This window comes from Marinobacter sp. (genome assembly GCF_033722735.1).
In the GTDB taxonomy this organism is placed as follows: Bacteria; Pseudomonadota; Gammaproteobacteria; order Pseudomonadales; family Oleiphilaceae; genus Marinobacter.
Map to the genome: position 1 here is coordinate 17249 of NZ_JAWVYN010000017.1, position 13061 is coordinate 30309.

Annotated in this window: 11 protein-coding genes and 1 tRNA gene; 11 read left to right on the top strand and 1 reads right to left on the bottom strand. The window is 61.9% G+C overall.

Annotated features, from left to right (window positions below):
* Window positions 1-46 precede the first annotated feature (46 nt).
* Together carB and greA are read left to right on the top strand one after the other, a co-directional pair.
* Window positions 47-3262, top strand: coding sequence for a carbamoyl-phosphate synthase large subunit (carB, locus tag R3175_RS13020; protein WP_318944751.1), 3216 nt, complete (start codon window positions 47-49; stop codon window positions 3260-3262).
* Window positions 3263-3265: 3 nt separating this feature from the next.
* Entirely contained in the window at window positions 3266-3745 is a 480-nt protein-coding gene (gene greA / locus R3175_RS13025; RefSeq protein WP_318944752.1) for a transcription elongation factor GreA, read from the top strand.
* 111 nt (window positions 3746-3856) lie between these two features.
* On the opposite strand, the gene yhbY is transcribed toward greA, so the two are convergent.
* Window positions 3857-4168, bottom strand: coding sequence for a ribosome assembly RNA-binding protein YhbY (gene yhbY, locus R3175_RS13030; RefSeq protein WP_318944753.1), 312 nt, complete (start codon window positions 4166-4168; stop codon window positions 3857-3859).
* A gap of 143 nt (window positions 4169-4311) precedes the next feature.
* Here yhbY and rlmE point away from each other — a divergent pair, with 143 nt between their 5' ends.
* From rlmE to nusA, 9 genes are all read left to right on the top strand, one after another.
* Entirely contained in the window at window positions 4312-4932 is a 621-nt protein-coding gene (gene rlmE, locus R3175_RS13035; protein ID WP_318944754.1) for a 23S rRNA (uridine(2552)-2'-O)-methyltransferase RlmE, read from the top strand.
* 168 nt (window positions 4933-5100) lie between these two features.
* Window positions 5101-7038: an ATP-dependent zinc metalloprotease FtsH gene (gene ftsH, locus R3175_RS13040; RefSeq protein WP_318944755.1), complete on the top strand. Its 1938-nt coding sequence runs from the start codon at window positions 5101-5103 to the stop codon at window positions 7036-7038.
* A gap of 110 nt (window positions 7039-7148) precedes the next feature.
* On the top strand, window positions 7149-7982 hold the full coding sequence (gene folP, locus R3175_RS13045; RefSeq protein ID WP_318944756.1) for a dihydropteroate synthase: 834 nt from the start codon (window positions 7149-7151) through the stop codon (window positions 7980-7982).
* Entirely contained in the window at window positions 7979-9322 is a 1344-nt protein-coding gene (gene glmM, locus R3175_RS13050; RefSeq protein ID WP_318944757.1) for a phosphoglucosamine mutase, read from the top strand. Before folP ends, glmM begins: the two co-directional genes overlap by 4 nt.
* A gap of 75 nt (window positions 9323-9397) precedes the next feature.
* Complete coding sequence (tpiA, locus tag R3175_RS13055; RefSeq protein WP_318944758.1) at window positions 9398-10147, top strand: triose-phosphate isomerase; 750 nt, start codon at window positions 9398-9400, stop codon at window positions 10145-10147.
* A 48-nt stretch (window positions 10148-10195) separates the two neighbouring features.
* Window positions 10196-10570: a preprotein translocase subunit SecG gene (secG, locus tag R3175_RS13060; RefSeq protein ID WP_318944759.1), complete on the top strand. Its 375-nt coding sequence runs from the start codon at window positions 10196-10198 to the stop codon at window positions 10568-10570.
* 10 nt (window positions 10571-10580) lie between these two features.
* Window positions 10581-10665: transfer RNA gene (locus tag R3175_RS13065), tRNA-Leu, on the top strand.
* 381 nt (window positions 10666-11046) lie between these two features.
* Window positions 11047-11505, top strand: a complete 459-nt coding sequence (gene rimP, locus R3175_RS13070; RefSeq protein WP_318944760.1) for a ribosome maturation factor RimP — start codon at window positions 11047-11049, stop codon at window positions 11503-11505.
* Between the two features lie 45 nt (window positions 11506-11550).
* Window positions 11551-13044: a transcription termination factor NusA gene (nusA, locus tag R3175_RS13075; RefSeq protein ID WP_318944761.1), complete on the top strand. Its 1494-nt coding sequence runs from the start codon at window positions 11551-11553 to the stop codon at window positions 13042-13044.
* Window positions 13045-13061 lie beyond the last annotated feature (17 nt).

Below are 13061 nucleotides of genomic sequence, written 5' to 3' on the forward strand. Positions count from 1 at the left end.
TTTTGCGCTGCAAGACATTAAACGTTGCTGACAGGTTTACCAAGACATGCCAAAACGTACCGACATACAAAGCATTCTGATCCTGGGCGCGGGCCCCATCGTGATCGGGCAGGCGTGCGAGTTCGACTACTCCGGCGCCCAGGCCTGCAAGGCGCTGCGCGAAGAGGGTTACCGGGTCATCCTGGTGAACTCCAATCCGGCGACCATCATGACCGACCCGGCCATGGCCGACGCCACCTACATCGAGCCGATCACCTGGAAGACCGTCGCCAAGATCATCGAGAAAGAGAAGCCGGACGCACTGTTGCCCACCATGGGGGGGCAGACCGCGCTGAACTGCGCGCTGGATCTGGAGAAACACGGCGTCCTCGACGAACACGGGGTGGAGATGATCGGCGCCAACGCCGATACCATCGACAAGGCCGAGGACCGGGACCGCTTCGATAAGGCGATGAAGGCCATCGGCCTGGAATGTCCCCGGGCAGAGATCGCCCACAGCATGGATGAGGCCTGGCAGGTTGCTGAGCGTATCGGCTTCCCCTGCATCATCCGGCCCTCGTTCACCATGGGTGGCTCCGGCGGTGGCATTGCCTACAACAAGGATGAGTTCGAGGAGATCTGCCAGCGCGGGCTGGACCTCTCGCCCACCAATGAGCTGCTGATTGACGAGTCGTTGATTGGCTGGAAGGAATACGAGATGGAGGTCGTTCGCGACCGGAACGACAACTGCATCATCGTCTGTTCCATCGAGAACTTCGACGCCATGGGTGTGCACACCGGTGACTCCATCACTGTGGCCCCGGCCCAGACGCTGACCGACAAGGAATACCAGATCATGCGGAACGCCTCGCTGGCGGTGCTGCGTGAGATTGGTGTGGAAACCGGCGGCTCCAACGTCCAGTTCGGCATCCATCCCGACACCGGGCGCATGGTGGTGATCGAGATGAACCCGCGGGTGTCCCGTTCCTCGGCGCTGGCTTCCAAGGCCACCGGCTTCCCGATTGCCAAGGTGGCGGCGAAACTGGCCATCGGCTACACCCTTGACGAGCTGCGCAACGAGATTACCGGCGGCGTCACCCCGGCCTCCTTCGAGCCCAGCATCGATTACGTGGTCACCAAGATTCCCCGCTTCACTTTCGAGAAATTTCCCCAGGCCGACGCCCGCCTGACCACCCAGATGAAATCCGTGGGTGAGGTGATGGCCATTGGCCGGACCTTCCAGGAATCCATGCACAAGGCGCTGCGGGGCCTGGAAGTTGGCTCCGAAGGGTTCGAGCCGAAGGTGGACTTGACCACTGAGGATGGCGTGGAAACGCTGATCCGCGAGCTGAACCAGCCGGGCGCCGAGCGTATCTGGTACATCGGCGATGCCTTCCGCAAGGGCATGACCGTGGACGAGGTGTTCCAGCACACCAAGGTGGACCCCTGGTACCTGGTGCAAATCGAGGACATCATCCGCGAAGAGCAGGCGCTGAAATCCGCGGGCAAGGCGGATATTGACCGCGACACCCTGTTCCGCCTCAAGCGCAAGGGCTTCTCCGACGCCCGTATGGCCAAGCTGCTGTCGATCTCTGAGGACAGTGTGCGCAAACTGCGGGATGACCTGGGTGTCCACCCGGTGTACAAGCGGGTGGATACCTGCGCCGCCGAGTTTGCCTCCAGCACCGCCTATATGTACTCCACCTACGAGGAGGAGTGCGAGGCCGCCCCGTCCGATCGTGAGAAGATCGTGGTCATCGGCGGTGGCCCCAACCGGATCGGCCAGGGTATCGAGTTCGACTACTGCTGCGTACACGCCGCCCTGGCGATGCGCGAAGATGGTTACGAGACCATCATGATCAATTGCAACCCGGAAACTGTCTCCACCGACTACGACACCTCCGACCGCCTCTATTTCGAGCCGATCACCCTGGAGGATGTGCTGGAGATTATCCGGGTGGAGCGGCCCAAGGGCGTGATCGTCCAGTACGGCGGTCAGACGCCGCTGAAGCTGGCCCGGGGCCTGGAAGCGGCGGGCGTGCCCATCATCGGCACCAGTCCCGACGCCATCGACCGCGCCGAGGACCGCGAGCGTTTCCAGCAGATGATTTCCCGCCTGGGACTGCTGCAGCCCGAGAACGCCACCGTCCGCAGTCACGAGGAAGGCGTGCTGGTGGCGCGGGAGATCGGCTACCCGCTGGTGGTTCGGCCGTCCTACGTGCTCGGCGGACGGGCGATGGAGATCGTCTACAACGAGGAAGAGCTGGTGCGCTACATGCGCAACGCGGTGCTGGTGTCCAACGACAGCCCGGTGCTGCTGGACCACTTCCTCAACGCCGCCATCGAGGTGGACATTGACGCCATCTGCGACGGCCGGGACGTGGTGATTGGCGGCATCATGCAGCACATCGAGCAGGCCGGCGTTCACTCCGGCGATTCCGCCTGTTCCCTGCCGCCGTACACCTTGCCCCAGGCCGTCCAGGACCAAATGCGCGACGCCGTGCGCAAGATGGCCCTGGAGCTGGAAGTGGTCGGTCTGATGAACGTCCAGCTGGCCTGGCAGGATGACCAGATCTACGTAATCGAGGTGAATCCGCGGGCCTCGCGTACCGTGCCGTTCGTGTCCAAGGCGATCGGTGTCTCCCTGGCCAAGGTCGCGGCGCGTTGCATGGCGGGCAAGTCCCTGGTGGACCAGGGGTTCACCCAGGAAATCGTGCCGTCCTACTACGCGGTGAAGGAATCGGTGTTCCCGTTCAACAAGTTCCCGGCGGTCGACCCGATCCTGGGGCCGGAGATGAAGTCCACCGGCGAGGTCATGGGGCTCGGCGACACCTTCGACGAGGCCTTCGCCAAGGCGGCCCTGGCGGTGGGTGAGCGGTTGCCGGAGCAGGGCACCGCCTTTATCTCGGTACGGGATGTCGACAAGGGGGGCGCCGCCGAGGTGGCGCGCGACCTGATTGCCGCCGGGTTCAAGCTGATTGCCACCAATGGTACCGCCAAGGCGTTGCGTGAGGCGGGCATAGAGGTGGAGCGGGTCAACAAGGTCCGCGAAGGTCGGCCCCACATCGTCGATGCCATCAAGAACGGTCAGGTCCAACTGATCATCAATACCACCGAAGGGCGCAAGGCCATCTCGGATTCGGCGCAGATTCGCCAGTCCGCCCTGCAGTCCAAGGTGACCTATACGACGACGCTGGCAGGTGGTGACGCCCTCTGTCGCGCCATTAATTTTGGCCCTGAGCGGACAGTTCGCCGTCTTCAGGACCTGCATGCAGGAAAGTAAGTTATGACTACTCGTGTACCCATGACCAAAGCTGGTGAGGTCCGCCTCCGTGAGGAGCTCCAGCAGCTGAAATCCGTCGAACGGCCCCGGGTCATTGAGGCCATCGCCGAGGCTCGTGAGCATGGCGATCTTAAGGAGAACGCCGAATACCACGCCGCCCGTGAGCAGCAGAGCTTCATTGAGGGGCGTATCCAGGAGATCGAGGGCAAGCTGTCCTCGGCCCAGGTGATCGATGTCACCACCATGGAGAATACCGGCAAGGTGGTGTTCGGGGTGACCGTACACCTGCTGAACGTCGACACCGAGGAGCAGGTGAAGTACCAGATCTGCGGTGAAGACGAAGCCGACATCAAGGCTGGCAAGATCTCCATCTCGTCCCCCATCGCCCGGGCCCTGATCGGCAAGAACGAAGGGGATGTGGTGGCCATCCGGGTACCGTCCGGGACCGTGGAGTATGAGATCGAGGAAGTGGAGCACATCTGATGTGCCCAATCGCCCCGTCCCGGTGACGGGGCACAAAAAACCGGCATCAGGTTTCCCCGATGCCGGTTTTTTTGTGCGGGCTGACGCCTGCCCGAGTCGTTGCCGCGGCTGCTACGACTGGTTGCGCAACAGGTTGGACAGCTTGGGGTTGGGCTTCTTGGCCCGACGCAGGATGACGGCGATCTTGCCGATGGTTTGCACCAGTTGGGCGCCGGATTCCGCGCACAGGGCATCGATGGCCTCGCGGCGGGCCTCGCGGTCCGGGTGGGCCACCTTGACCTTGATCAGCTCATGGTCGTTGAGGGCGCGGTCCAGCTCCTGCTGCAGACCCTCGGTCAGGCCCTTGTCGCCGATGATGATCACCGGCTTGAGGTTGTGGGCGATGGCCCGGTACTGGCGGCGCTGTTCAGGCGACAGGCTCATTGATGGAGTCCTTTAATCGGTATCATAGAAAATCGTCAGCGGCATGTTGGCCGCCAAACCCTTATAATCGGGCGATTGTAACAGATCCGGTAGGTGGTGAAATCGCCGAATCCACCTACCCTGGACACACCGGGAGGTACACGTTGGCGCGTTCAAAATCCAGCGGACGCTGGCTCAAGGAACATTTCGATGACACCTGGGTCAAGAAGTCCCAGGCCGAAGGCTACCGCTCACGCGCCAGCTACAAGCTCATCGAGCTGGACCGCAAAGATCGGCTGTTCCGGCCGGGGCAGTTGGTGGTTGATCTGGGCGCGGCGCCGGGGGGCTGGTCCCAGGTGGCCATGGAGCGAGTGGGCGACAGCGGGGTGGTGCTGGCCAGCGATATCCTGCCGATGGACCCCATCGCCGGCGTTACCTTCGTACAGGGGGATTTTACCGAGCAGTCGGTGTTCGATGAACTGATGGAAAAGCTCGGTGACCGGCGCGCAGACATTGTAATTTCCGATATGGCACCCAATATGAGTGGTATGGCTGCGGTGGATATTCCCAGTGCCATGGGGCTGGTCGAGCTGGCCCTGGACATGGCCCGCCAGGTGTTGAAGCCCGGCGGCGTGTTTGTCGCCAAGGTCTTTCAGGGGGAGGGCTTCGATGCCCTGCTGGCCGATATGCGCCAGTCGTTCGCCTCCGTGGTGAGCCGAAAGCCGGACTCATCACGGGCGCGCTCACGGGAAATCTATCAGGTGTGCAAAGGCTTCAAAGGCTGACCGATCTGAACAAAGGTTAACGAAAGTGTCCGCCAATCTTGCCCTTCCTCGGTCGATACGGATGGGCCGAACATGGTGGATGGACGTAGAATTGGTGTAAGGTGTCGATAGAGGCCGTTCTTCCGGTAAGGCTGGCGGTGTGGTCTTTCAATTCACAGGTGACGATCCTTGAACGATATGGCAAAAAATCTGGTTCTTTGGCTGATCATAGCCGCCGTGCTGTTGATGGTGTTTCAGAATTTCTCACCAACAACCACTGGTCAGCAGGTTAATTATTCCCAGTTTGTACAGATGGTGCAGCAGGGACAGGTGCGTCAGGTCACGATTGATGGCCTGGAAATTCAGGGTACCCGGGGCGATGGCTCGCGTTTCCAGACGATCCGCCCGCAGGTGCCCGACAACAAGCTGATGGATGACCTGCTGGCGAACCAGGTTGAAATCGTCGGCAAGGAACCGGAGCAGCAGAGTCTCTGGACTCAGCTACTGGTGGCCGCGTTCCCGATCCTCATCATCATCGCGCTGTTCGTGTTCTTCATGCGGCAGATGCAGGGCGGTGGTGGCGGCAAGGGCCCCATGTCCTTCGGCAAGAGCAAGGCCCGCCTGATGAGCGAGGACCAGATCAAGACCACCTTCTCGGACGTCGCCGGGGTCGATGAGGCCAAGGAAGACGTCAAGGAGATCGTCGATTTCCTGCGGGATCCGAGCAAGTTCCAGCGCCTGGGTGGCCGAATTCCCAAGGGCGTGTTGATGGTTGGTCCGCCGGGCACCGGTAAGACCCTGCTGGCCAAAGCCATTGCCGGGGAGGCAAAGGTGCCGTTCTTCTCCATCTCCGGTTCCGACTTCGTCGAGATGTTCGTGGGTGTGGGGGCATCCCGGGTCCGCGACCTGTTCGAACAGGCCAAAAAACAGAGCCCCTGCATCATCTTCATCGACGAGATCGATGCGGTCGGTCGCCACCGGGGCGCCGGCATGGGCGGCGGTCACGACGAGCGCGAGCAGACCCTGAACCAGTTGCTGGTGGAAATGGACGGTTTCGAGGGCAATGAAGGTGTCATCGTCATCGCCGCGACCAACCGTCCGGACGTGCTCGACCCGGCGTTGCTGCGACCCGGCCGGTTCGATCGTCAGGTGGTGGTGAGCCTGCCCGACATCATCGGCCGTGAGCAGATCCTCAAGGTGCACATGAAGAAAGTGCCGCTGGCGGACGGTATCGACCCGGCGGTCATCGCTCGCGGTACCCCGGGCTTCTCCGGCGCCGACCTGGCCAACCTGATCAACGAGGCCGCGCTGTTTGCGGCTCGCCGAAACCAGCGTCTGGTGTCCATGGAGGAGCTGGAGCTGGCCAAGGACAAGATCATGATGGGGGCCGAGCGCAAGTCCATGGTGATGAGCGAGAAGGAGAAGCGGAATACCGCCTATCACGAGGCCGGTCACGCCATCGTCGGGCGTCTGATGCCCGAGCATGATCCGGTTTACAAGGTCAGCATCATCCCCCGCGGACGGGCACTGGGGGTGACCATGTTCCTGCCGGAAGAGGACAAGTACAGCCACTCCAAGCGTTACCTGATCAGCTCCATCTGCAGCCTGTTCGGTGGCCGCATTGCCGAGGAGCTGACCCTGGGGTTTGAGGGCGTCACTACCGGTGCGTCCAACGACATCGAGCGGGCCACCAGCCTGGCGCGAAACATGGTGACCCGTTGGGGGCTCTCCGAGAAGCTGGGGCCGCTGCAGTACGACACCGACAGCGAGGAGCCCTTCCTGGGGCGGGCGGCCAGTCAGACCCACACGGTATACTCGCCGGAGACCGCCCAGCGGATTGACGAGGAAGTGCGTAATATCATCGATGAATGCTACGAGAAGGCCCGGCAGCTGCTGATCGACAACCGGGAGAAGCTCGACATGATGGCGGACGCGTTGATGAAGTACGAAACCATCGACCGTCACCAGATTGATGACATCATGGAAGGGCGCACGCCGCGGCCGCCGAAAGGCTGGGGGGACAGTGGACCCAGTGGCGGTGTCACCGTGGAAGAGCCGGCCGGCGACAAGGTCAGCGACGACGGTCGCAAGCCCGGAGGTGTGGGGCGCCCGGCGGGCGAGCACTGACCTCCCGGAACGCGCTCCAGTAAGGCAGAACAAGGCGCCGCCCCCATGGGCGGCGTTTCTTTTTGGGGGGACTCCAACTTGAGTGACAAATCAATCGCAGGAGCATGGTGATGTTGATGAACTTCGCTGGACGAGAGCTGGACATGGCCCGGTGCCATGTCATGGGGATTCTTAATGTGACGCCGGACTCGTTCTCCGATGGCGGTCGATTCACTTCGAGGGAGGCCGCGGTGCAGCAGGCCAGGAGCATGGTGGAGCAGGGCGCCGCGTTCATCGATGTCGGCGGTGAGTCCACCCGCCCCGGCGCCGCGCCGGTCTCCGTGCAGGAGGAGCTGGATCGGGTTTGCCCGGTGGTGGAGGCCCTTGCCCGCGAGCTGGATGTGGTGGTCTCGGTGGACAGCAGCTCACCGGAGGTGTTCCGGGAGACCGCGCGCCTGGGAGCGGGGCTGCTCAATGATGTGCGGGCCTTGCAGCGAGAAGGTGCGGTGGCGGCGGCCCGGGAGACGGGGCTGCCGGTGTGCCTGATGCATATGCAGGGGCGGCCGGCGGATATGCAGGCGCGGCCCAGCTACCAGAGTGTCCTACGGGAGGTGAGCGCATTCCTGATGGATCGGGTGCGGGAAGTCGAGCGGGCGGGGGTCGGGGCGGATCAGATCCTGCTGGACCCTGGCTTCGGCTTTGGCAAGAGCCTGGCGCACAATCTGGAGTTGCTCGATGCCCTGGACCGGCTGCAGGTGTTGGGGTATCCCTTGTTGGTGGGGTTGTCCCGGAAGAGCATGTTGGGCCAGATCACCGGCCGTGACGTTTCGGAAAGGTTGCCGGCAAGTCTGGCAGTGGCGACAATATCCGCTCTGAAGGGCGCATCCATCATCCGGGTGCACGATGTGAAAGAAACGGTCGATGCCGTCAAGGTGGTGTCGGCCATGGAGGAGGCGGGTCAATGACAGACCGAAAGTATTTTGGCACGGACGGCATTCGCGGGCGGGTTGGGGAGGCCCCGATCACCCCGGAGTTCATGTTGCGACTTGGTTGGGCTGCGGGCCAGGCGTTCAAGCGAGAAGGGCAGCGCAACAGCGTGCTGATCGGCAAGGATACCCGCCTCTCCGGTTACATGTTTGAATCGGCACTGGAGGCCGGACTGTCCGCCGCAGGGGTCGATGTCAAATTGCTCGGGCCCATGCCGACGCCAGCCATCGCTTATCTGACCCGGACCTTCCGCGCCTCGGCGGGCATTGTGATCAGTGCCTCCCACAACCCCCATCATGACAACGGTATCAAGTTTTTCTCCGCCGCTGGCACCAAGCTGGACGATGGGTTGGAAGCTGAGATTGAGCGCTGGTTGGAACGCCCGCTTGAAGTGGCCGATTCCAGCGAGCTGGGCAAGGCGAGCCGCGTTGACGACGCTCCGGGCCGATACGTGGAATTCTGCAAGAGTACCGTGCCCAATGAGTTCACCCTGGAGGGGATGCATATCGTGCTGGATTGTGCCCACGGTGCCACCTACCACGTTGCTCCCAAGGTGTTCCGTGAACTGGGCGCTCGGGTTTCGGTGATCGGAACCGAGCCCGATGGACTGAATATCAACCTGGGGGTCGGGTCGACTCACCTGGAGGCGCTGCAGCGAGCGGTGGTGGAGCGGTCAGCTGACCTGGGGATCGCCTTTGACGGTGACGGTGACCGGGTGCTGATGGTAGACCGGGACGGCTCCGAGGTGGATGGCGACGAACTGCTGTACATTATCGCAGCCGAGCGCCAGAAATCCGGCAAGCTGAAGGGCGGGGTGGTCGGTACCCTGATGACCAACCTGGGGGCCGAGCTGGCGCTGAAGGAGCAGGGTATTCCCTTCGAGCGGGCCAAGGTGGGCGACCGGTACGTGATGGAACGTCTGGTCCGGAACGACTGGGTGCTGGGCGGCGAAGGGTCGGGTCATCTGGTTATCCGTGATCGCACCACCACCGGCGACGGCATCGTGTCGGCGCTGCAGGTACTGGTGGCGGCGTGGCGGGCCGGCCGCCCGTTGTCCGAGTTGCGCGCCGGTATGAGCAAGTTGCCCCAGACGATGATCAATGTCGCGGTGGCCGAGCGCTTCGATCCGCTGAGCCGCCAGGATATCGCGGCGGCGGTCGGCCAGGCCGAGGCCGAGCTGGGCGCGACCGGGCGGGTGCTGCTTCGCGCTTCGGGCACGGAACCGCTGATCCGGGTCATGGCGGAAGGCCAGGACGGTGACCGCATCGGCCGGATTGCGGAGCAGTTGGCGGAGGTGGTGCGCCAATCTCGCGGCTAACTGCGCGAACTTTGGCGGTTGTCTGTGTCACCGGACTGCTGTATAGTGCGGCCTCCCTTGTGTCAGGGGGCTGATATGCGCCGTAACATTGTAGCTGCCAACTGGAAGATGAACGGTTCGACCGAAATGGTCGGTTCGCTGATTGGTGGTGTTAAATCAGGGCTTTCCGAGCTTGATAAAGGTGCAGAGGTTGTTATTATTCCTCCCGCACTCTATCTGCGCGACGTCCAGCAGCAGTTGGATGGAGCCGGGGTCAAGTTGGGTGGTCAGAATGTGGCCCGCTGGCAGTCCGGCGCCTATACCGGCGAAGTTTCTGCCGATATGCTGGCCGACATCGGTTGTCAGTATGTGCTGGTCGGCCATTCCGAGCGCCGTCAGCTCTTTGGAGAAGACGATGCGGCCGTTGCCGACAAGCTCCAGCGGGGGCTCGAGTCCGGCTTGACCGTGGTGCTGTGTGTGGGAGAAACGCTGGCGCAGCGGGAAGCCGGAGAGGCGGAAGCTGTGGTGGCGCGGCAGATTCGAGCGGCGCTGGCCGGTGTGTCCGGTTCCCAGTGGGAGCGGGTTGTGATCGCCTATGAGCCGGTTTGGGCCATAGGCACCGGGCAGACCGCGACCGCGGCGGACGCTCAGGATATGCACGCGGCCATGCGTGGTTTGTTGGCGGAGCTCGGTGCGCCTGCCGACGAGGTGTCCCTGCTTTACGGGGGCAGCGTAAAGCCTGATAATGCGGCCGAGCTGTTTGCGCAGCCGGATATCGATGGCGGGCTGATAGGTGGAGCGTCCCTGAAGGCGGACGACTTCGTCCGGATTTGCGGCGCGGTTTAGGGCGCCCGGTTTCGCCGGAAACGAATACAAGGTTTACAGAGAGTCGTTATGGATTGGTTGGAAACACTGGTTGTCGTTGTGCACGTGGTGATCGCGGTGGCGCTGGTGGGTCTGGTGCTGATCCAGCAGGGCAAGGGTGCTGATGCCGGCGCGGCGTTTGGTGGCGGTGCCTCCCAGACGGTGTTTGGCAGTCAGGGCAGTGGCAGCTTTCTGACCCGTGCCACCACCTTCCTGGCCATTGTTTTCTTTGTGACCAGTTTTTCTCTGGCGATTTTTGCCAAGCAGCGCGCGGATGTTTCTGCCGATGCGGGTATTCCGGTGGTTGAGGAAGTCCCGGCGTCAGCGGATCAGGTGCCTGCGCTGGAAGGCGACGCAGCGGAGCAGGATGAGCCGGCGGGCGATGCGCTGCCGGAACTTGAGTAACGTTTTTATTGCCGAAGTGGTGGAATTGGTAGACACGCTATCTTGAGGGGGTAGTGGCGTAAGCCGTGCCGGTTCAAGTCCGGCCTTCGGCACCATTATTAAAAAACGGCTTGGGGTTCCAAGCCGTTTTTTTTGGTCAGTCCTTGACCACTTGCGTCCGGATATTTATACTCCGGCGACTATCGTGGCGGGTTTCTGTGGTAGCTGGTGTTGCCGTGGATGTCCCGGCCGAGTGACAGGCCAGGTGTCTGTCTACGGGGAGCGTTGAGACGCGGTTTTCCCCGTAAGTTCTTGCAACAAAAGGCCCCTGTGAGGCCGCGTGAAGGCGCCCGGAGCGCAATGGTTCACGCAGTCTCATTGATAGGGGCTTTTTGATTAGGGGCCTGGCGCTAGGGCCCTGGTGCGTAAAAAGGGCTGACTGACAGCCCTTTTTTTATTTCCGGCAACGGAAAATGGTAACGGAGAAGGTAATTACCTTGTCAGCGAAGCTAAACAAACTTGAGGAGATGCTCCAGCCGGTGGTTGAGGGGTTGGGGTACGAGTTCTGGGGGTTGGAATTCCGCTCCCAGGGGCACCATTCCAAGCTCAGGGTCTTCATCGATTCCGAGCACGGCATCAGTGTGGACGACTGCGAGAAAGTCAGTCGCCAGGTCAGTGGTGTGCTGGATGTGGAGGACCCCATCCAGACCGAGTATACCCTCGAGGTGTCGTCGCCGGGCATGGACCGGCCACTGTTCCGCCTGGAGCAGTATGAGGCGTTTGCCGGCCATCAAGTGCAGCTGCGGCTTCGCATGGCGTTCGAGGGGCGCCGTAAGTTCCAGGGTTTGCTCAAGGGGATTGAGGGGCAGGATGTCGTGGTGATCGTTGACGACCACGAATACCTGCTGCCGTTTGATGCCATTGAGCGGGCCAACATCGTTCCGGTATTCGAATAATTTCGTCTGACTGCGACTCTATTAGGTTAAGGGCAGGGTAATTCAATGAGTAAAGAGATCTTGCTGGTTGTTGAAACCGTCTCAAACGAGAAGGGTGTTGAAAAGGAAGTCATCTTTGAGGCAATTGAGCTGGCACTCGCAACCGCTGCTAAAAAGCGCTATGAAGATGAAGAGGCCGACATTCGGGTCGCCATCGATCGTCGTACCGGGGAGTATGAAACCTTTCGCCGGTGGCTGGTGGTGGATAACGACGCTGTGCCTGCCCTCGGTACCGAACTGACCCTGGAAGAGGCCGAGGAAATCGATCCGGCGCTCAAACCGGGGGATACCCACGAAGAGAAAGTGGAATCCGTCGCCTTCGGACGTATCGGGGCCCAGGCTGCCAAGCAGATCATTTTCCAGAAGGTGCGGGAGGCGGAACGTTCCAAGATTGTGGACAGCTACCGTGACCGGGTCGGCGAACTGGTGTCCGGCACCGTCAAGAAGGTCACCCGTGATAACGTCATCGTTGACCTGGGCGGCAACGCCGAGGCGCTGTTGCCCCGGGATCAGCTGATTCCCCGTGAGACCTTCCGCATGGGTGACCGGGTGCGGTCCCTGCTCCAGGACATCCGCACCGACCACCGCGGCCCTCAGCTCATTCTCAGTCGGACCGACCCCGCCATGCTGGTGGAGCTGTTCCGCATCGAGGTGCCGGAGATTGCCGAAGACCTGATTGAGATTCGTGGCGCCGCCCGCGACCCGGGCTCTCGGGCCAAGATTGCGGTCAAGACCAATGACCGTCGCATCGATCCGGTGGGTGCCTGTGTCGGGATGCGGGGTTCCCGTGTTCAGGCGGTGTCCAACGAGCTCGGTGGCGAGCGTGTCGACATTGTGCTTTGGGACGACAACCCCGCCCAGTTGGTGATCAATGCCATGGCGCCGGCGGAAGTGGCCTCCATCGTCATGGACGAGGACCGCAACACCATGGAGGTGGCTGTGGCCGAGGACAACCTGGCCCAGGCCATCGGCCGTAATGGCCAGAACGTGCGGCTGGCCAGCGACCTGACCGGCTGGACCCTCAACGTGATGACTGAGGAAGAGGCGGGGGAGCGTCAGCAGCAGGAATACGACCGCCTGCTGGAGCACTTCACCTCCAACCTGGATGTCGACGATGAATTTGCCGGCGTGCTGATCGAGGAAGGCTTCACATCCATCGAGGAAGTGGCCTATGTGCCGATGGAAGAGATGCTGGCGATCGAAGGCTTCGACGAAGACACGGTGACGGAGCTGCGTCGTCGGGCCAAGGACGTCCTGTTGAACCAGGCCCTGGCCGACGAAGAGGCCCTGGAAGGGGCCGAACCGGCGGAGGACCTGCTTACGATGGACGGTATGGATCGTGCCCTGGCGTTCAAGTTGGCGGGCATAGGGGTCCGCACAATGGAAGATCTCGCCGAGCAGTCCGTGGACGACCTGCTCGAAATTGACGGTATGGATGAAGAGCGTGCCGGTCAGTTGATCATGACCGCACGTGCGCCCTGGTTCCAGGACCAGGCTTAATCGGGAGGAGGACCAGT

Coding starts and splice junctions, on each gene's coding strand:
- yhbY (WP_318944753.1), bottom strand. CDS start 4,168: ATGAGCCTGTCGCCTGAACAGCGCCGCCAGTACCGGGCCATCGCCCAC.
- glmM (WP_318944757.1), top strand. CDS start 7,979: ATGACAGACCGAAAGTATTTTGGCACGGACGGCATTCGCGGGCGGGTT.
- carB (WP_318944751.1), top strand. CDS start 47: ATGCCAAAACGTACCGACATACAAAGCATTCTGATCCTGGGCGCGGGC.
- tpiA (WP_318944758.1), top strand. CDS start 9,398: ATGCGCCGTAACATTGTAGCTGCCAACTGGAAGATGAACGGTTCGACC.
- secG (WP_318944759.1), top strand. CDS start 10,196: ATGGATTGGTTGGAAACACTGGTTGTCGTTGTGCACGTGGTGATCGCG.
- nusA (WP_318944761.1), top strand. CDS start 11,551: ATGAGTAAAGAGATCTTGCTGGTTGTTGAAACCGTCTCAAACGAGAAG.
- greA (WP_318944752.1), top strand. CDS start 3,266: ATGACTACTCGTGTACCCATGACCAAAGCTGGTGAGGTCCGCCTCCGT.
- folP (WP_318944756.1), top strand. CDS start 7,149: ATGTTGATGAACTTCGCTGGACGAGAGCTGGACATGGCCCGGTGCCAT.